Consider the following 18,872-nt stretch of genomic DNA (forward strand, 5'->3'; position numbering starts at 1 on the left):
GGCGCCTCGCCCTCACTAGGCGGCCGAGGGCCGCTGCTGCCGGTTGCGGCGCACGTTGCGGTACCAGAAGTAGCCAACGATGCCGCCGATGATGTAGGGCGCAGCCATGATGTACAGAATGCCCTTGTTCAGCCCGGAAAAGTCGTAGGCGTCCTTTTCCGTGCGCGCCGACTCAACGTTCGACTTACACATGGTGCACTGGGCCTGGCTGGGCGCGGCGCTCAGCAGGAGCAGCAACAATAGGGGCAGCAGCGTGGTCAATACCTTTTTCATACCTCTTGTCAACAGCTTCGGGGTGGTAGAGTTCCGACGGGAAAGGGTTAGTGCGCGTAGTACGGCGCAATCATGAAGTACACGATAACGCCCGTTACCGATACGTACAGCCAGATGGGAAAGGTCCAGCGCGCAATGCGGCGGTGTTGCTGGAACTGGTTGGTGAGGGCGAAGTAGAGCGTGAACAATACCAGGCCCACCGTCACGGCGGCCAGCACAATGTGCGTCAGCAGCAGGAAGTAGTAAATCCCCCGCATCAGCCCTTCGCCGCCGTACTTCGTGGTAACCGACTGCGAGTGGTACACCACATACGACACCAGGAACAGGGCGCCCAGCACGAAAGCCGTGCCCATCATGGCGCGGTGCTTGGCGACGTCCTTCTGGCGGATGAAGTAGTAGCCCAGCACCAAGGCCAGCGCCGTGAGGGAGTTGATGCCCGCGTTGACGGCCGGCAGAAAGCTCACGTCGGCGCCCTCGATGCGGAACACGTTCGGGAAGTAGTACAGCACGGCCACGGCTACCGGAATGATAGCGCCGAGGGCCAGCATACCAATTTTGTAGCCGCGCGGCGTGGCCGGTGCCGCGTTCAGCCCCGGGTTATTGGTGGTCATAGGTGTAAAGCAAAATGCGGATTTCGGTCATCAGCCGATCAATTTCCTTCGGGTCGAGCCCGTCGTACATGCCGCGGATATGCTGGTCGCGGTCGACCAGCAACAGGCGCTGGCTGTGCATCAGGCCTACGGTGCCCGCCAGCATCGAGGGGCCGGGCGTGAGCACCTTGTACTGCTCCACAGCCAGCCGGTTGATGCTGTCCTTGGAGCCAGTGAGCAGAAACCATTTGCCCGGCGTGGCGCCGAACTGCCGGCCGTAGTCGGCCAGTACCGCTACCGAGTCGTGCTGCGGGTCGACGGTGTAGGACACCAGCTTCAACCGCTCCTCCTTGCGAAACTTCTCCTGTACCCGCTGCAGCTGGGTATTCAGCCGGGGGCACACCTGCGGGCAGGTAGCGAAGAAGAAGCTGGCTACGTACACGCTCCCGCTCAAGTCGCGCTGGCTGACCGTCTGCCCGCGCTGGTCCTGCAGCCGGAAATTACCTACCCGGTGAAAAACCGTATCGCGCTGCCACTTCCCCCCTACCTGCGTCGAGTCGACACGGACGGGATAGTAAGTGGGCAGCGCGAAATGGTTGGTGCCGAAGCCGAACAGGAACAGAAAAGCCAGAACCGGCACCAGGAGCAGGAGGCCTAGAATCAGAACCTGCTGAGGCCTCATTCGTTAGCGTGCAGCGCCAAAAATGGCTTCGCCCACGGCGCTACCTTCGGCAATCAGGGCCACCAACAGCCAGATCAGCAGGGCCATCGGCACCAGAATCGTCCAGATCAACGACTTGGTTTCGTGGCGCAAGTGCATGAACTCGGCTACGATGAAGAAGGCCTTGAAGATGGTCAGGATGATGAAAATGGCGTTGCGCAGGGAGCCGGCATCCATAGTGAAGGCCAGCAGGAATTCGAAGGCGGTGATGCCCACAATCCAGGCCAGGGCCTTCAGAATCGGCTTGACGTTGGCCTTGCCGTGGACGGCGTGGCCCTCGGCGTTGTAATCGTGTTCGGGAGCGTGGTGAGCCATTGCGTGGAATGGTTATATGGTTGAATGGCTAAATGGTTGATTGTTCTGCTGTCAGAACGACCAGCCATTTAGCCATCAGACCATTTAGCAGTTAAATCAGGTAGAAGAAGGTGAAAACGAACACCCATACCAAGTCCACAAAGTGCCAGTACAGACCGATTTTCTCGATCATCTCGTAGTGGCCGCGCTTGTGGAAGGTGCCGTTGGTGGTGGCAATGAAGGCGTAGGTCAGCAGGCAGAGGCCCGAGAATACGTGGGTGCCGTGGAAGCCGGTAATGAAGAAGAACAGGTCGGCGAAGAGCACCGGGCCGTATTCGTTGACCGTCAGGTTGGCCCCGTACACCGTCGAGCCGTCCACCATTTTCAGACCGTGGTCCGAGCCGGTGATAAAGTGCGTCCACTCCCAGGCCTGGCAGCCCAGGAACATTGCGCCGAACAGTAGCGTCCACAGCAGCCACTTCTGCACGTCGTCCTTGTCCATGCGGTGGCCGGCTTCTACGGCCAGTACCATCGTCACCGACGACACGATGAGAATCATCGTCATCAGGGCCACGAAGGCCAGCGGGATGTCGACGCCGTGCAGGCCGGGGAAGGCGTTGAAGACCTTCTCGGGAATGGGCCAGTGCATGGTGCTAAAGAAGAAGTCTTTAGCCTCACCCACGTAGGCAAGGTGACGGTGACGCACCATGCCGTAGGTGGTCAGGAACGCTGCGAAGGTAAAAGCATCCGACAGCAGGAAGAACCACATCATCAGCTTGCCGTAGCTCGCTTTGAAGGGTTCGTTACCGCCGTCCCAGGTGCCGCTACGCGGAGCTTCGTAGGACGCTGAGCCGGTCAGCGTCGTGGTCGGGTTGGCCATAAGGAGCGGAAAAAAGGCGAAATCAGTGGTTCAAAAGTAGGAACAAATACAAGTACAACCAAAGCCCGCCGAGGAAGTGCCAGAAGATGGTACAGTTGCCAATCGGCAGCATGCTGCGGGAGTGAATCTTGTACTGCAGGGTCTTATTGAAAGTTTTGGCCAGGAAAATCAGGCCGGCAATGATGTGGGCCCCGTGGAAGCCCATCAGCACGTAGATAAAGGAGCCGGCCGGGTTGGCGCCGCCGCCAAAATGGACGTTGTCCAGCACCAGCTCCGACCACACATGCCACTGGCCGATCAGAAAGACGATGCCTAGGAGGAAGGTGACAATCAAAAAAATGCGTACCCGGCTGATTTCATCGCGGCGGGCGAAGTAATAGGCCAGCTGCATGGTCACGCTGCTCAGCAGCACCACGATGGTGTTGATGAGCATGCTCTGCGGCAAATCGACGTCCAGCCAGTTGCCCTCACCCCGGCGCACGATGTAGGCGCTGGTAAAAGCGGCAAAAGCCATGGTGCTGCTGATAATCATCAGCCACAGGATAAACCGGAGCGGGTGCGTACCAACCCCGGCCTGCTTGTTATTCAAAGACTCGGAAGGGTGCATATTGAAAAGGGGAATGCTGAATTGTCAAAGGGTCAAATGGTTGTCGCTCCATCTTCTGAACGACTAACAATTTAACCAGCAAACCATTCAGCCATTTGATTACAGTTTGTCGAGCACGAGGGCAATCTGCACGATGGGCAGATACAGGAAGGAGCCAAACATGATGCGCATAGCGGCCTTCTTGCTCACGGTGCGCATCAGGTAGAAAGTCTGCATCAGAAACAGCACGCCGCAGATGGCGGCCACCATGGGGTAGATGTGGCTGGTCATGCCGAAGTAGAACGGCAGCAAACTCAGCGGAATCAGCACCAAGGTGTATGTCATGATCTGGAAAGCAGTGCGCAAGTCACGCCCTCCCTCGGTGGGCAGCATCTTGAAACCGGCCTTGTGGTAGTCCTCGTCGAGCACCCAGGCAATGGCCCAGAAGTGCGGAAACTGCCACATGAACTGAATGCCGAACAGAATCCAGGCTTCCACCGTGAGCATGCCCGTGGCGGCTACCCAGCCAATCATGGGCGGCAAACCGCCCGGAATGGCGCCCACGGCCACGCAGATGGGCGAAATGCGCTTGAGTGGGGTATAGATGAAGCCGTATAAAATCAGCGAAATCAGCGAAATGGCGGCCGTCAGCGGGTTGAAGTACAGCCCCAGCAGCAGCAGTCCGGCCAGGCCCGTCAGGAACACGAAAGCCCAGGCTTCGCGCACGGAAAGCACGCCCGTAGGCAGGGGCCGTTTGGCCGTGCGCTTCATCAGGCGGTCGAGGTCCTTCTCGTAGATCTGGTTGATGGTGTTGGCCGAGCCCGTGACGAGCAGCCCACCCAGCATGACCAGCAGCGCACCGGCCCAGTGGATACGCCAGGCAAATTCGTGCTGGCCCAGCATGTAGCCCACCGCCGCCGAAAACGCTACCGTCAGCGACAGTCGGAACTTGAGTAATTGGAAGTAGGCCCGGGCCTTTATCATCAGCAGCAAAAACAATCAAGCCGGCCGTTCGGCTCCAAATCGGGCCGCAAAGTTACGCAACAACGGCCGGAAACGCGGCTGTGCGGCTGGCTTTTAGCGCCTGCCGATAGCGCACTAGGGCCAGAAACTGCACCCCAAACAGCAGGGTGCCCAGCGTGAGGTGAATGGGCTGCAGCGCTGCCGGCATAGCAAAGTACGCCAGCCCCAGCCCCGCCAGGATTTCCAGCCCGATAACCACCATGGAAGCCGTAGCCAAGCGGCTGAGCCGCGTTACGCCCGCCTGGTACAGCTTCAGGGCCACGAACAGGTTTACCAGCAACAGAACGGCCGAGAAGATGCGGTGCAGCTCAAACGAGCCGCCTAGCTGGGCAACCCACTGCTCCCGCTGCAGGTAATTGAGCCCAAAGGCCACCATGTCGATATTTTCTCGCACCTGAGTGCCCAGCACAATTTGCCCGAAAGTCAGCACCACCAGCAGCACCAGGGCCCAGGTTAGGCCCGTGGCGGCGGGCTGCACCGGCACGGCCGGCAGTTGCTTATCGGCTCGCACCAGCGCCCACATCAGCAGCGCTACCAGCACCAACGCTAGGGCCATGTGAATAGTCACCATCACCGGTAGCAGGTTGGTCGACACCACCAAGGAGCCCAGCCACCCTTGCACGCCCACGGTAATGAAACTCAGCAGCGTAACCCAGAAAATAGCCGGGTCGCGGCGGCGGTAAGGCCAGGCGGCCAGCACCGTGGCGAAGATGAATACGCCAATCAGCACGCCCGTCAGCCGGTTCAGGTACTCAATCCAGGTTTTAGTCGGGTTGAAGTCCGTCTCGATGTACTGCGTGGGGTGGGCAAAAATGTCGGCCGCCACCTCCGCAAAGCCCATTCGGCTCAGCGTCTTAGCCAAACGTTGGTTTTTGGCCACGCGCTGAGCCGTATACACTTCCTTGTAGTTGGGCGGCAGCTGGCTGATATCAGTCGGTGGCACCCATTGTCCAAAGCACTTGGGCCAGTCGGGGCAGCCCATACCGGAACCGGTGCTGCGCACGATACCGCCGACTAGAATCAGCACGTACACGGCCACCACCGTCAGCGTCGCCGTCGCGCGGAAGCGGCGGGCAAAAGCGGGTATTTCCATCAGAATTTCCAACAACGTTTCGCGCCGCAAAGGTCCGATGGAAACGGTTGAAAAAGAAGAAGGAGCCCCATTTTTGGGGCTCCTTCCTTCTGGTCTAGCCGCTTAGGACTATTCCATTTCCTTTTCGTACGGCAGGTTCGACGACACCGTCTGCGAGTACGGTACGTGCTGCGGAATAAAGTCTTCCGGAGCGCCGGGCTTGCTGTAGTCGTAGGGCCAGCGGTACACGGCCGGGATGGCGCCGGGCCAGTTGCCGTGGCCGGGCTCGATGGGCGTAGTCCATTCCAGCGTGGTCGAGCCCCAGGGGTTTTCCGTGGCGCGGCGGCCGCGGAAGATGCTGTACACGAAGTTGAACAGGAAGATGAACTGCGCGAAGAATGCCATGATGGCGGCAATCGAGATGAACGTGTTCAGGTTGCCGAACTGGTTGAACGTCTCGTAAGCCGTGTAAGCGTAGTAGCGGCGCGGGAAGCCGGCAATACCTACGTAGTGCATCGGGATGAACACCAGGTAAGCAGCCAGGATGGTCAGCCAGAAGTGCACGTAGCCCAGCTTCTCGTCCATCATGCGGCCGAACATCTTGGGGAACCAGTGGTACACCCCGGCGAACATGCCGAAGAAGGCCGACGAACCCATTACCAAGTGGAAGTGAGCTACCACGAAGTAGGTGTTGTGCATCTGAATGTCCAGCGCGGCGTTGCCGAGGATGATACCTGTCAGACCACCCGATACGAACAGCGACACGAAGCCGATGGCGAACAGCATAGCCGAAGTGAAACGGATGTTACCGCGCCACAGCGTCGCCAGCCAGTTGAAGGTCTTCACGGCCGACGGCACGGCGATAATCAGCGTCAGGAACATGAACACCGAGCCGAGGAAGGGGTTCATGCCCGTTACGAACATGTGGTGAGCCCACACGACGAACGACAGCAGCGAGATGCCAATCAGCGAGCCAATCATGGCACGGTAGCCGAAGATGGGCTTGCGGGCGTTCGTGGCCAGTACTTCGGACACGATACCCATGGCGGGCATGATTACGATGTACACCTCGGGGTGCCCCAGGAACCAGAACAAGTGCTGGAACAAGATGGGCGAACCGCCCACGTGATTCAGGGCCTCACCGCCGATGTAGATGTCCGACAGGAAGAACGAGGTACCGAACGAACGGTCGAAGATCAGCAGCAGCGCAGCCGAGAACAGCACCGGGAACGAGAGCAGACCCAGAATAGCCGTCAGGAAGAACGACCAGATGGTCAGCGGCAGCTTGGCCATCGACATGCCGGCCGTGCGCAGGTTGATTACGGTGGTGATGTAGTTCACACCACCCAGCAGCTGCGACACGATGAACAGCGCCATCGACACCAGCCACATCGTTTGGCCGGTGCCCGAGCCCGGAATGGCTTGGGGCAGTGCCGACAGCGGCGGGTAAATGGTCCAGCCGGCAGCGGCCGGGCCGGTTTCGAGGAACAATGAGATGAACATTACAATCCCGGCCAGGAAGAAGAACCAGAACGAGAGCATGTTCATGAAGCCCGAAGCCATGTCGCGGGCCCCTACCTGCAGCGGAATCAGGAAGTTCGAGAACGTACCCGACAGACCCGCGGTCAGCACGAAGAACACCATGATGGTGCCGTGCATAGTCACGAGAGCGAGGTAGAACTCGGGGTTGAGCTTACCGGCATCAATCCAGCGGCCCAGGATGGGCTCCAGCCAGCTCAGATTGGCATCGGGCCAGCCGAGCTGAATACGGAAAAGCGTGGAGAGCGTAGCACCAATAAACGCCCAGGCAATACCCGAAATCAGGAACTGCTTGGCAATCCACTTGTGGTCTTGGCTAAAGACGTACTTGGACAGCCAGTGCTGGTCGTGGTGGTCGTGATGCTCGTCGTGGTGGTCACCGGTGGCGTGGTGTTGCACGTGCGGTGCTTCCTGCGCGTGGGCACCGCCCGTCGGAATATTAGTTGCAGCCATCAGAAAAGCGTGCGTTTGGTTACGTTAGAGGGCGGCCTGAGCCTTTTCCGTCGCAGCGGGCGCAGCCGACGTAGCGGCGGGCACCTCTTCAATTACCGGCGTCTTCTTGTTTTTGAAGGCGGCCAGAATGTCGGGGTTCTGTTCGGCAAACGACTTCTGCTGCGAGTACCAAGCTACGTAGTCGTCCGGCTCATCCACAATAATGGTGGCCTTCATTGCGTAGTGGCTCTTGCCGCAGATTTGGTTGCAGGCAATTTCGTAGTTGAAGTTCGGATTACCAGTTTGCGCCCGCATTTCATCGGTCGATTTGGTCGGAATAAACCAGAACTTCGTCGGCATACCCGGCACGGCGTACATCTGCACGCGGAAGTGCGGAGCGTATACGGCGTGCAGCACGTCACGCGAGCGGATGTGCATCAGGACGGGGACGCCTTTCGGAATGTGAATTTCCGTAGTGGTGAAGTCGTCCAGTGCCTTCTGATCGTTCAGGTCAAAGCCGAAGTCATTGCCTGCATCGATCAAGCGGAAGTTGATGCGGCCCAGCTTGTTGTCACGGCCGGGGTAGCGCACGAGGAAGTTGAACTGTTTGCCCATCACTTCCAGCTCCACCGCTTCTTTCGGAGCCGGGCCCATGATGTTGGTCCACTCTTTCCAGCCACCGAAGATCAGGCCCGACATTACGATGGCCGGGATAACCGTCCAGATAACTTCGATTTTGTTGTTGTGCGAGTAGAAGAACGCGCGGCGGCCTTCGCGGTACTGGTACTTGTACGAGTACACGAACAGGGCTACTTGCGTCAGGACGAACACGATGCCGATGATAATCATCGTAGTCCAGAACAGCCTCTCCGTGTGGAGGCCGTGCACCGACGCAATCGGCGGGTTCATCTTATCGAAGCTGTCGATGAACGAATAGGCGAAGGCAGCCATGCCAACGACCAAGAACACCAACATCAGGATGGCATTTACCCGGTTGCTGAGGCCAATCTGGCGCACGTAGCTACCCGAGAAAATGGAGGTGAGAATCTGGAGCCGGAACAGAAGGCCGAACACGACCAGCAGTAGCACCAGCGCCAGAAGGATACCGAGAGCAATCATTAGTTGTACGTTGTGAAAGTCAGTGGTCCGAACAGCGCGAAGCTTACGTGGTGTGATGCACGCTTTCCTCCACGAAGGGGTGGTTAATCGGCACCAGCGGGGCTTTAGCCAGACGGCTGGTCATCAACCACAGGAAAGTACCTAGGAAGAGCAGGCCCGTGCCGATTTCAATGATAAACCCGCTGTCACCTTGCATTGTTCCGGGCATGACCATCATATAGAAGTCCAGCCAGTGACCGATCAGCACTGCCATAGCCACAATCTTCAGCATGATGATCTGACGCTTGGCGTCGCGGGTCATCAGCACCAGGAAGGGGAAGGCGAAGTTGATGATCAGGTTGAAGAAGAACAGCCAGGTATACTTGCCGTCGAAGCCGCCGAGGCGCTGGTTGAAGTACACGGCTTCTTCCGGCAGGTTGGCGTACCAAATCAGCATGAACTGCGAGAACCATACGTAGGTCCAGAAGATGCTGAAGCCGAACATCAGCTTGCCCAGATCGTGCAGGTGGTTGGCATTCAGCCAGCGCAGGTAGCCGGCTTGCTTGAGGTAGATGGCCGTCAGCAGGATGCCGGCAATGCCCGATACCCACCACGAAGCAAAAACGTACCAGCCGAACATGGTCGAGAACCAGTGCGTGTCAATCGACATCACCCAGTCCCAGGCCGAAATCGAGGACGACACGGCGTACAGCACCAGGAACATGGCCGAGACGTTGATGCTCTTGTCCCAGAAGCCGGTGCCGCCCATTTGGTCTTCAGCCAGCGAGAGTTTGCGCAGGCGCTCCGAGAAGAACCACCAGATGCCCACAAAGGCAATCATGCGGCCGATGTAGAAGCCCAGGTTCAGGAAGCCCGATTTGCCGGCAATAATGGCGTCGTAGTTGGGGTGGCCTTCCTCCATGATGCCTTCGGTACGCCAGTGGAACAGCAAGTTGTGCCCGCCACCGAGCAGGTCGGCGCCAACGAACAGGGCCAGCAGCAGAATACCGCCGGGCAGAATCCAGGCGCTGAACGCCTCGGCAATGCGGCGGACCATAATAGACCAGCCCGCGTAGGCTACCGTGTTGATGGCAACGAACACCGTGCCTACGGCCGAAACGCCGAGGAAGAACACGTTGCTCTGCCAGAACGAAGCAAACAGGCGACGCAACCAAACGGCCGCGTGGCCTTCGCCGTGGGCGCCGGCCGCGCCGTGCTCAGCCGCTGCGCCGTGCGCCGCACCCGCTACTTCGTGGTGCCCGCTACCTATACCCATAGCGGACATGATCAGCCCGGCGACCAGGAGAACGACGCCGGCGACAATGAACAGGATGAACCGACGACGAGCCGAAGCGGGTAGCTCCAGGTACTCGGCCGTCACAGGCTCATGATGATGATGCGATGCTGCCATAATTACTCTGCCGTGCCGTTACGAGCCTGGTCGCCCTGACCCGGAGTTTCCGAAGCCTTATCGGCCTGAGCCTGACCCAGCGGGGCGGTGTTTTCAGGATTGGTTTTCTGCGAAGGGTCGAGGTCCGACTGCGCCATTTCGCTCATGCCGTCCGGGCCTTTGCCCTTCTGTAGCACGCGAACGTACATGGCAATTTTCCAGCGTTCCTCCGGGTTGACCTGCGAGCCGTGGGGCATCATGCGGCCTTTGCCCCACTGGATGACGTGGTAGATGTGGGCCTCGTTCATGGTGGCGTAAGCCCCCGTCGCGTAATTCGGTACGCCTTTGAACTTTGCTCCTACCGGGCCCTGCCCGTCGCCCTGCTCACCGTGGCAGTGTTGGCAGTTGCGGGTGTAGAGCACCTTGCCTTCCTCCAGGTTGGCCAGGGTGTAGCGCAGCGGGTTACGCAGCTTGCGCTCCGCAATACCCACGCTGTCTTTACCGACGTGCGAGAAGTAGTTCAGCTTGCCGCGGGGCACCGTGCCAATGGCCGGGGTACGCTCGTTAATGCCCATCGGGTTGACCGTGTTGGCATCAACCTGGCGCAGCGGGTCGTACGGGAGCGACTCGTACATCTGCGGCGCGTATTCCAGACCGGGGTCGTTGGCTTCGTGGCAGGCCGTAGTCAGCACCGAAGCAAACAGAATGGCCGAAGCCTGGACGCCGTATTTAAAGGAGTGCGTCATTATTCTTTGGTCATTTCTTTCTCGTTCACTTCGGAAGCCCCGTTGGCGCGGAGCAGCTGGGTCAGGTTGCCCAGGTCGGTGCCTTCCTTCAGCTCGATAGCCATGACGAACTTGTCGTCGGTGGAGCGCACGTCCATGACCGGCACTTTCCAGCGGGGCCACAGCTTGCTGATCAGGAAGAAGGTAATCATCATGCCGTGGGCGGTGAAGAGTACCGTCAATTCGAAGGATACCGGAATAAACGCGGGCAGACCGATGTGGGGCTTACCACCGATAATCATCGGCCAGTCGAAACCCAGCATGTAAATCTGCATCCACAGCGCAAACGACAGACCGCACAGCCCATAGAAGAAGGCGGCAATCGGCAGACGGGAGCGTTCGATACCCAGGGCATCGTCGATGCCGTGTACCGGGTAGGGCGAGAAAACGTCGTAGATTTTTACGCCGGCAGCACGGACGTTCTCAATGGCGTGCAGGAGCACGTCTTCGTCCTCGAAGATGCCGAGCGCGTAACGCTTAGTCATGCTTGTTGTAGTTTACGGGGGCGGAGGCAGGAGCACCGGTGGGGCGGTAGGTCGACTGTTGGGCACCCGTGTTCGGGCCACCGTAGGTCGGACCGTTGTCCACACCGTATTTCAGGATCGATTTCACTTCGGCCATGTTGATGACCGGGAAGAACTTGGCGAAGAGCAGGAACAGGGTGAAGAACAGCCCGATCGTGCCGACGTAGATGCCGATGTCGATGATGGAGGGCGAGAACATGGCCCAGGACGAGGGCAGGTAGTCGCGGTGCAGCGAGGTGACGATGATTACGAAACGCTCGAACCACATGCCGATGTTCACGATGATCGAGAGAACGAACGTGGCCGGGATGCTGTAGCGAATGCGACGGATCCACACCAGCTGGGGCGAAATCACGTTGCAGGTCATCATCGACCAGTAGGCCCACCAGTACGGGCCGGTAGCGCGGTTGATGAAGGCGTACTGCTCAAATTCCACCTGCGAGTACCAGGCGATGAAGAACTCCGTGATGTAAGCTACACCTACGATGGAGCCGGTAATCATCATGATTTTGTTCATCAGCGCGATGTGCTCGAGCGTGATGTAGTCTTCCAGCTTGAATACCACGCGGGTGATGAGCATCAGCGTGAGTACCATGGCGAAGCCGGAGAAGATAGCACCGGCCACGAAGTAGGGCGGGAAGATGGTGGTGTGCCAGCCCGGTACGACCGAGGTAGCAAAGTCCATCGATACGATGGTGTGTACCGACAGTACCAGCGGGGTCGATACGCCGGCCAGAATCAGCGACACGGTTTCGTAGCGCGACCAGTGCTTGGCGCCGCCTTTCCAGCCGAAGCTCAGCAGGGCGTAGGCGCGGCGGGCAATCGGACCTTTGGCCCGGTCGCGGATGGTGGCGAAGTCCGGAATCAGGCCGGTGTACCAGAACACCAGCGACACGGAGAAGTAGGTCGAAATGGCGAATACGTCCCAGAGCAGCGGCGAATTGAAGTTCGCCCACAGCGAGCCGTACGTGTTCTGCAGGGGCAGTACCCAGAACGCGAGCCACGGACGGCCCATGTGCAGTACCGGGAACATAGCGGCGCAGATTACGGCGAAGATGGTCATTGCCTCAGCTGCGCGGTTGATCGAGGTGCGCCACTTCTGCCGGAACAGCAGCAGTACGGCCGAAATCAGGGTACCAGCGTGACCGATACCGACCCACCACACGAAGTTGGTGATGTCCCAGGCCCAGTCCACGGTTTTGTTCAAACCCCACTCCCCGATACCGTACCAGAGCGTGCGGTATACCGAGTAGATGAAAACGCCCAGGAAAAACAGGGCTACTGCCAGCGCGGCCATCCAGCGGACGTTCGGCTTGGCCTCCACCTGGCGGCACACGTCCTGGGTGACGTCGTGGTACGTTTTACCGCCGGTTACTAGCGGTATGCGTACAGGCGAAACGTGCTGCATATTGTTTGGTTAATTGGTTCGGGGTTGACTTAGGCGTTGTGATGCTCAGCCTTGGCGGCGTGCTTCTCCTCCTTTTCGGGGGCGAAGAAGTTGCTCGTCTTGCTGTTACGGATCTTGGTCAGATACGTAATGTTCGGCTGCGTATTGATGGCGTCCAGGACTTTGAAGGCCCGCTCCCCGTCTTCGCGGCGCCAGATCTGGGCTACGCGCGAGTTCGGGTCTTTCAAGTCGCCGAATACGATGGCCTGCGTGGGGCAGGACTGGGCGCAAGCCGTTACCACTTCGCCATCGACCGGGCGGCGCTTCTGCTTCTTGGCTTCGAGCTTGCCGAGCTGAATGCGCTGCACGCAGAACGAGCACTTTTCGATAACGCCGCGGGCGCGCACCATCACGTCCGGGTTCAGCACCATGCGGCCCAGGTCGGTGAACATGTGGCCGTTGACGGTTTCGAACTTCTCGTTGGAGTAGTACGAGAACCAGTTGAAGCGGCGCACTTTGTACGGGCAGTTGTTGGCGCAGTAACGGGTACCCACGCAACGGTTGTAGGTCATCTGGTTCAGACCTTCGGTGCTGTGGGTGGTAGCCAGTACCGGGCACACCGTTTCGCAGGGTGCGTGGTTGCAGTGCTGGCACAGCATGGGCTGGAAGATAACCTGCGGGTTGTCCGAAGGATCTTCCATAGCGGCGTACGTGCCGAGCTTACCTTCCGTCTCGAACTCGTTCTTGTGGTGGTCCGAGCTGTAGTAACGGTCGATCCGCAGCCAGTGCATTTCGCGGCGGTTGATAACCTCCTGCTTGCCCACCACCGGCACGTTGTTCTCAACCTGGCAACCCACCACGCACGAGCCGCAGCCAATGCAGGAGTTCAGGTCGATGGCCATAGCCCAGTGGTGGTTTTTGTACTCGTAGTCTTGCCAGAGCGACACCTTGCTGGGTTTCTCCAGACCTTCCGGCGTGGAAATCTTGTCGTACTCCGTGACTTTCTTAGGATCCTTGATGTACTGCGCCAGCGTCGCCTCCTGCACCACCGGCTTGCGGTCCATGATGGTGTGGTGCGTCTGCGTCTGGGCCAGCGGCTCGCGCGAACCGGCCGGCTCCAGGCTGGCTACATCGGCGTAGGACAAGGAACCGTTGACCAACGTCAGCATCGGGTAGGCGTTGCGGCCTACTTCCTGGGCTACCATGCCGGCCTTGGTGCGGCCGTAGCCCAGCGCAATACCGATGGTGCCTTTGGCCTGGCCCGGCTGAATCAGGATGGGCAGTTCGATTTCCTTGTTGGCGACTTTGACTTTCATCACGTCGCCCTGCTCCCAGCCTTTCTCTTTGGCCAGCGACTGCGGCACCGATACGTAGTTGCCCCAGGTAGCTTTCGATACCGGGTCGGGCAGTTCCTGCAGCCAGGGGTTGTTGGCGTCGGCGCCGTTGCCCAGGCCTACTTTTTCGTAGAAGGCAACTTCGTACCCGCCCGTTTTGGCGGCCGGTGCCGAAGCCTGGCCAGCCGGAGCCACCTGCGCGGCCGGAGCCGGCAGCAGAGCGCCCATAGCTACACCGTCGTGCACAGCTTTGTCCCAGCCGGCCTGGAAATTACCGCCCAGCACCCCGCGCCAGTTGTTGCGCAGGTAGTTGTAGTAAGTGTTGGGGTTGCCGGCCCAGGTCAGCAGGCTTTCCTGCGCCTGGCGCGTCTTGAACAGCGGCGTAATTACCGGCTGCGCGAGGCTGAGGTAGCCGCGCTTCGGCTCGTAGTCGTTCCACGATTCCATCCAGTGGTGGTCGGGGCACTGGTACTGGCAGAGCGAGGTGGTTTCGTCGGCGCGGTCGTTGAAGGATATGGACAACAGGTTAGCCCGCTTCAGACCTTCCGCCAGCTGAGCACCCATCGGGTGGTCGTACACCGGGTTGGCGTGGTAGAAGATAACCGCGCCGTAGCTGCCGATGCCGCTCACGAAGTTGGCCATGCGCTGGTCGTCGCCTTGGCGCAGGTACGAGGGAGCAGCGGCGTTGATAGCGGCCGTACCGAGGGCGGCGTTGATAGCCGTTACCATGGCCTGCACGTTCGCATCGTTCGAGCCCGATACCACGAGGCCGGCGCTGCCGGCTGCCTTCAGCTCGTTGATAGCGTTGGTCAGCTCGGGGTTCGAGTAGCTGCCAGCGCCGCCGCCCACGATGCCGGCGTAGATAGCCTGCGCTACCTGGCCCAGCTGCGAGGGTTTCACGGCCACGCGCACATCGGCGTTGGAGCCGGTCAGCGACATGTTCGACTCGAACTGGAAGTGGCGCGACATCGTCCGCTTATCGGACGACACTTTGCGGTTGACGATGTACTGCGCAGCGTACTCAACCGGCGAAATCCAGGTACCCAAGAAATCGGCGGCGAGGCTGACGATAACCGAAGCCTTGCTGAAATCGTAGCCCGGTACCACGCCGCCGTTGGCGCGCAGCAGGGCCGAAGCCGACACGGCATCGTACATCACGTGCTCCACGTTGCCAAAGCGGCCCGCGAAGTCAGCAATGGCGCGCTTGGTGCTCGGGCTGATAATCGTGGGCGACACGATGGCAATGCGACCAGCCGAAGCCAGCTTGGTGCGGATTTCCTGGTCGACCTTATCCTTGTCAGCGGGCTGACCTTTGATGGCAAAGCCCTGCAGACGGGCACCGTCGTACAGGCTCAGCACCGAAGCCTGACCGCGCGCCGACAGACCGCCGCGCGTGATGGGCGACTCGGGGTTGCCCTCCACTTTGATCGGACGGCCTTCGCGCGTCTTTACGAGCACGCTGTTATAGTCCTGACCGTTGAAGTAGGTCGAGGCGTAGAAGTTGGCAATGCCCGGATCAACTTCCTCGGGCTTGTTCAGGTACGGAATAGCTTTGCGCACCGGCGCTTCGCAGCTGGCCAGCGTGGCAGCGGCCAGACCGAAGCCCATCAGCTTGAGGAAGTCGCGGCGCGGGGCTACCGTATCGTCCGTCGAGGGGTGGGCCTCCTTCATGGGCAGCGCACCAAACTCGCTCAGGGCGTTATGCAGAAACTCCGGCGAGTTTTCGAGCTCCTCGATTCCCTTCCAGTACTTAGGCGACTCTTGCATTTGTATGGGGACTTGGGGTCTTGGGGTCTTGGGGTCTTGGTCGCAGGCGACCGGGCCTCACCCTTTCCCTAGTATTTTTTCAGTTTCAGCGGTTGCGCAGGCCAAAGTCTTGGGAGCGGTTGGGGTACCACGACCCCAAGCCCCCAAGACCCTAACATTCGATTAGTAGTGGCACTTCGAGCATTCGGTGCCGCCGTTCGACGACACGGTGAACGGGGCGCCGGCGTTGGCTTCGTTGTGCAGCTTCACCAGGTTATCGTAGTAGCCGTTGCCCTTGGTGTTCAGGGGCGTCTCGCGGTGGCAGTTGATGCACCAGCCCATGGTCAGAGCCGAGTACTGGTACACTACGTCCATCTTCTCGATGGGACCGTGGCAGGTCTGGCACTCGATGCCGCCCACCTGCGTGTGCTGCGAGTGGTTGAAGTAAGCCAGGTCCGGCAGGTTGTGGATACGCACCCACTGGATCGGCTGCTGACGCTGAATAGCGCGGTAGATTTTCTTGATTTCCGGCGAGGTCGTCTTGATCTGCGAGTGGCAGTTCATACAGATGTTAGCCGACGGAATGTTGGCCGACTTGCTCTTGTACACCGAGGTGTGGCAGTAGGCGCAGTTGATCTGATGCTCACCGGCGTGCAGCTTGTGCGAGAAGGCAATGGGCTGCGCCGGCTGGTAGCCCTGGGAGAGGCCCACAGCCATAATACCCTGGATGGATTCGTAGAGCACCACCAGCACGAACAGCGTGCCCACAGTGCCTTTGAACCAGCCCGACTTCAGGATGCTCATCCAGTCGGTCTTCTGCTCCAGGATTTCGACGTCGCGGCCGTCGAGGTCTTTGCGGCCCCGCAGCACATCCTTCATGATGTTGGCAATGATAACCAGCGTTACCACCAGCACAATCAGCACCACAATCAGGACGATGAGCACTACGTTGACGTACTTGCCGGCGCCAGCTTCATCTGTAGCAGCAGTTTGGCCACCGGTTTCTTTGCCAGCTACCTGCTCGCCGCCACCGCCTAGCGGGTTGGTCTTGCCCTCCTCCGATTTCACCCAGGCTACAATCGATGTGATTTCGGCGTCGCTCAGCGCGAAGCTGGGCATCTGCTGCTTCTGGTACTGGTTGAAGATCTTCACCGCGTACTCGTCGCCGCTGGCTACCATCTTGCTGGAGTTCTGCACCCACTTGACAATCCAGGGCAGCGGACGACGTTTGTCGATACCGGCCAGGGCGGGGCCTACGACCACGTCTTTGACGGCGTGGCACTGGGCGCAGTTGGCTTTAAACAGGGCGTCGCCGGCCTGAATAACGGCGGGGTCGCCGGCGCCGGCGGCACTGCCAGCGGCTGCCGCGGGGGCAGCAGCGGCCGCGGCCCCGGGCGTCACCCCGGCTTGGCTCACTTTGGCCTCGTCCTGCGCGGCCAGTTGACCGGCGGCAGTAAACGTCAGGAACAGAGCGAGAAGCCAGTGTGAGAAAGAGCGTAGTCGGTAGCTACTCATTGCAAAACGTGCTGGAAAAACGTAAAAGCAGGGTGCTTTAGGGCCACAAATGTAGCCCAGGAACGCCAGAGAACAAACCGGCCCTGCCTAATTTTCGGCCTATTCCAGCTACTTAGAATGATTCTAAAAAAGGCTCTGGCACACCTTATTATATATAGTTCAGTTAAAGCGCCGCTCACAGAGTGCAAATTGACTTAGGGTCGCCCAGGCCCCGAGGAAGGCGATTCTGCCCGCGCTGCAACCAGCTGCTGGCCCAAATTGCGGACTGAGGTTCAGCGGCTTGCCGAACCGTTCCCCGGAAATATTTGTCGCCCACTGGTCGGTTCAATCGGTAAAACTGCTACCTTTGCCGACCCATTCATCGTCTCACTTACTTTTTCTCTGTTCCGCAATGGCTAACAGAAACTATGAGACCGTCTTCGTACTGACGCCCGTCCTCAACGACGCGCAGGTTCAAGAGACGATCGAGAAGTTCACTCAGGTGCTTAAGGAAAATGGCGCCGACCTCCTGAATACGGAAAACTGGGGCTTGCGCAAGCTGGCCTACCCGATTCAGAAAAAATCGACCGGGTACTACTACCTGGTTGAGTTCACCGCTCCCGCCGGCGCAATCGACGTGCTGGAACTGGCTTACCGCCGCGACGAGCGGGTAATCCGCTTCCTGACCACGGTGCTCGACAAGCACGCCGTGGCTTACAACGAGCGTCGCCGCAAAGGCGAACTGAACTCGCAGAAAGCAAAACAAACCGAAGCCGTAGCCCAGTAATCCGATGAGCCTCGCTAACGAACGCATCCACAAGCAGGAGCAGCGCACCAAGTACTGCCGCTTCAAGAAGGCTGGCATCCGCTACGTCGACTACAAGAACCCGGACTTCCTGCTGAAGTTCGTGAACGAGCAGGGCCGCATTCTGCCCCGCCGCATCACGGGCACCAGCCTGAAATTCCAGCGCAAAGTGGCCCAGGCCGTGGCAAAAGCCCGTCACCTGGCCCTGATGCCCTACGTGGCTGACCAGCTGAAATAGTCCATTACCCTTAACGACGACTCCGCAAGATGGAAGTTATCCTGAAAGACGACGTAAAAGGCCTGGGCTACAAGAACGACGTCGTGACGGTAAAGCCCGGCTACGGCCGCAATTACCTGCTGCCCCAGGGTCTGGCTGTAGTAGCCGACAAAACCAACAAGAAAATCGTAGCCGAGAACGTACGCCAGGCGTCGCACAAGGCTGAGAAGATCAAAACCGACGCCCAGACGCTGGCCAACAACATCGGCGACCTGAGCATTGACATCCCCGCCAAGGTGGGTGATTCGGGCAAGATCTTCGGTCGCGTAACCACGCTGCAGATTGCCGACGCGCTGAAAGCCAAAGGCTTCGACGTGGACCGCAAGCGCATCAGCCTCGACTCGGACCCCTCGTCGGTAGGCGAGTACACCGCCAGCATCGACCTGCACCGCGAGGTGAAGCACAAAATCCGCGTGAACGTAGTAGCTGAGTAATCGGCCACTGACCATGCTTTTGAAAAGCCCTGCCTCGCGGCAGGGCTTTTTTTGTCGTATAAGCCTTAGCTTGCGTAGGCGGAAGCGCGTACGCTGCTTACCGGTAACTTTCCCCTACGGGGCCGCTGGCTTTGGGCCGCGTCGGCGTCGTATTTGGCTCTCAAGTCGTCGTTGGGCGGGTGAGGCCT

At 59.3% G+C, this 18,872-nt stretch carries 20 protein-coding genes; 4 read left to right on the top strand and 16 right to left on the bottom strand.

The features are described from left to right. Positions 1-15: 15 nt before the first annotated feature. The 11 genes from EJV47_RS10550 to EJV47_RS10600 all read right to left on the bottom strand — a co-directional run bounded on the left by EJV47_RS10550 (position 16) and on the right by EJV47_RS10600 (position 9,679). Positions 16-273, bottom strand: coding sequence for a hypothetical protein (locus EJV47_RS10550; protein ID WP_126693123.1), 258 nt, complete (start codon positions 271-273; stop codon positions 16-18). 47 nt (positions 274-320) lie between these two features. Continuing rightward, a complete protein-coding gene (locus tag EJV47_RS10555) occupies positions 321-884 on the bottom strand; it encodes a DUF420 domain-containing protein (RefSeq protein ID WP_126693124.1) in 564 nt (187 codons plus the stop codon). After that, positions 871-1,503, bottom strand: coding sequence for an SCO family protein (locus EJV47_RS10560; protein ID WP_165903693.1), 633 nt, complete (start codon positions 1,501-1,503; stop codon positions 871-873). The genes EJV47_RS10555 and EJV47_RS10560 overlap by 14 nt, the downstream gene beginning before the upstream one ends. A 45-nt stretch (positions 1,504-1,548) precedes the next feature. Continuing rightward, positions 1,549-1,899: a cytochrome C oxidase subunit IV family protein gene (locus EJV47_RS10565; protein ID WP_126693126.1), complete on the bottom strand. Its 351-nt coding sequence runs from the start codon at positions 1,897-1,899 to the stop codon at positions 1,549-1,551. Between the two features lie 91 nt (positions 1,900-1,990). Continuing rightward, a complete protein-coding gene (locus tag EJV47_RS10570) occupies positions 1,991-2,758 on the bottom strand; it encodes a cytochrome c oxidase subunit 3 (RefSeq protein WP_165903694.1) in 768 nt (255 codons plus the stop codon). Positions 2,759-2,780: 22 nt separating this feature from the next. After that, positions 2,781-3,365, bottom strand: a complete 585-nt coding sequence (locus EJV47_RS10575) for a cytochrome c oxidase subunit 3 (protein ID WP_126693127.1) — start codon at positions 3,363-3,365, stop codon at positions 2,781-2,783. Positions 3,366-3,464: 99 nt separating this feature from the next. Then, complete coding sequence (gene cyoE, locus EJV47_RS10580; protein WP_126693128.1) at positions 3,465-4,328, bottom strand: heme o synthase; 864 nt, start codon at positions 4,326-4,328, stop codon at positions 3,465-3,467. Between the two features lie 52 nt (positions 4,329-4,380). Continuing rightward, positions 4,381-5,460 carry a COX15/CtaA family protein gene (locus EJV47_RS10585; RefSeq protein ID WP_126693129.1) on the bottom strand — a complete coding sequence of 360 codons (1,080 nt, stop codon included), beginning with the start codon at positions 5,458-5,460 and terminating at the stop codon, positions 4,381-4,383. 108 nt (positions 5,461-5,568) lie between these two features. Continuing rightward, a complete protein-coding gene (locus EJV47_RS10590) occupies positions 5,569-7,431 on the bottom strand; it encodes a cytochrome c oxidase subunit I (RefSeq protein ID WP_126693130.1) in 1,863 nt (620 codons plus the stop codon). 24 nt (positions 7,432-7,455) lie between these two features. Continuing rightward, positions 7,456-8,529, bottom strand: a complete 1,074-nt coding sequence (locus EJV47_RS10595) for a cytochrome c oxidase subunit II (RefSeq protein ID WP_126693131.1) — start codon at positions 8,527-8,529, stop codon at positions 7,456-7,458. 43 nt (positions 8,530-8,572) lie between these two features. Then, complete coding sequence (locus tag EJV47_RS10600) at positions 8,573-9,679, bottom strand: quinol:cytochrome C oxidoreductase (RefSeq protein WP_243651105.1); 1,107 nt, start codon at positions 9,677-9,679, stop codon at positions 8,573-8,575. A 12-nt stretch (positions 9,680-9,691) separates the two neighbouring features. On the opposite strand from EJV47_RS10600, the gene EJV47_RS28655 reads away from it, so the two are divergent. Further along, complete coding sequence (locus EJV47_RS28655) at positions 9,692-9,868, top strand: hypothetical protein (RefSeq protein WP_243651107.1); 177 nt, start codon at positions 9,692-9,694, stop codon at positions 9,866-9,868. Between the two features lie 53 nt (positions 9,869-9,921). Here the strand turns inward: EJV47_RS28655 and EJV47_RS10605 are convergent, their stop codons facing one another. The 5 genes from EJV47_RS10605 to EJV47_RS10625 form a co-directional block, all read right to left on the bottom strand. Beyond that, complete coding sequence (locus EJV47_RS10605; RefSeq protein ID WP_126693132.1) at positions 9,922-10,644, bottom strand: c-type cytochrome; 723 nt, start codon at positions 10,642-10,644, stop codon at positions 9,922-9,924. Continuing rightward, positions 10,644-11,168, bottom strand: coding sequence for a DUF3341 domain-containing protein (locus EJV47_RS10610; RefSeq protein WP_126693133.1), 525 nt, complete (start codon positions 11,166-11,168; stop codon positions 10,644-10,646). Before EJV47_RS10610 ends, EJV47_RS10605 begins: the two co-directional genes overlap by 1 nt. Continuing rightward, complete coding sequence (gene nrfD, locus EJV47_RS10615; protein ID WP_126693134.1) at positions 11,161-12,615, bottom strand: NrfD/PsrC family molybdoenzyme membrane anchor subunit; 1,455 nt, start codon at positions 12,613-12,615, stop codon at positions 11,161-11,163. The genes EJV47_RS10610 and nrfD overlap by 8 nt, the downstream gene beginning before the upstream one ends. Positions 12,616-12,644: 29 nt before the next feature. Then, entirely contained in the window at positions 12,645-15,695 is a 3,051-nt protein-coding gene (locus EJV47_RS10620) for a TAT-variant-translocated molybdopterin oxidoreductase (protein WP_126693135.1), read from the bottom strand. 162 nt (positions 15,696-15,857) lie between these two features. Next, entirely contained in the window at positions 15,858-17,189 is a 1,332-nt protein-coding gene (locus tag EJV47_RS10625) for a cytochrome c3 family protein (RefSeq protein ID WP_126693136.1), read from the bottom strand. A 391-nt stretch (positions 17,190-17,580) separates the two neighbouring features. On the opposite strand from EJV47_RS10625, the gene rpsF reads away from it, so the two are divergent. Genes rpsF through rplI form a run of 3 tightly spaced genes read left to right on the top strand, consistent with a single transcriptional unit; the run spans position 17,581 to position 18,684 of the window. Then, complete coding sequence (gene rpsF, locus EJV47_RS10630) at positions 17,581-17,955, top strand: 30S ribosomal protein S6 (RefSeq protein ID WP_078012241.1); 375 nt, start codon at positions 17,581-17,583, stop codon at positions 17,953-17,955. Positions 17,956-17,959: 4 nt separating this feature from the next. Further along, positions 17,960-18,211 carry a 30S ribosomal protein S18 gene (gene rpsR / locus EJV47_RS10635; RefSeq protein WP_078012240.1) on the top strand — a complete coding sequence of 84 codons (252 nt, stop codon included), beginning with the start codon at positions 17,960-17,962 and terminating at the stop codon, positions 18,209-18,211. A gap of 29 nt (positions 18,212-18,240) precedes the next feature. Continuing rightward, positions 18,241-18,684 (top strand): 50S ribosomal protein L9, encoded by a 444-nt coding sequence (rplI, locus tag EJV47_RS10640; RefSeq protein WP_126693137.1) that lies wholly within the window; start codon positions 18,241-18,243, stop codon positions 18,682-18,684. The last annotated feature ends 188 nt before the right edge of the window (positions 18,685-18,872 follow it).

Origin of the sequence: Hymenobacter gummosus, from assembly GCF_003970915.1 — a bacterium.
GTDB lineage: Bacteria > Bacteroidota > Bacteroidia > Cytophagales > Hymenobacteraceae > Solirubrum > Solirubrum gummosum.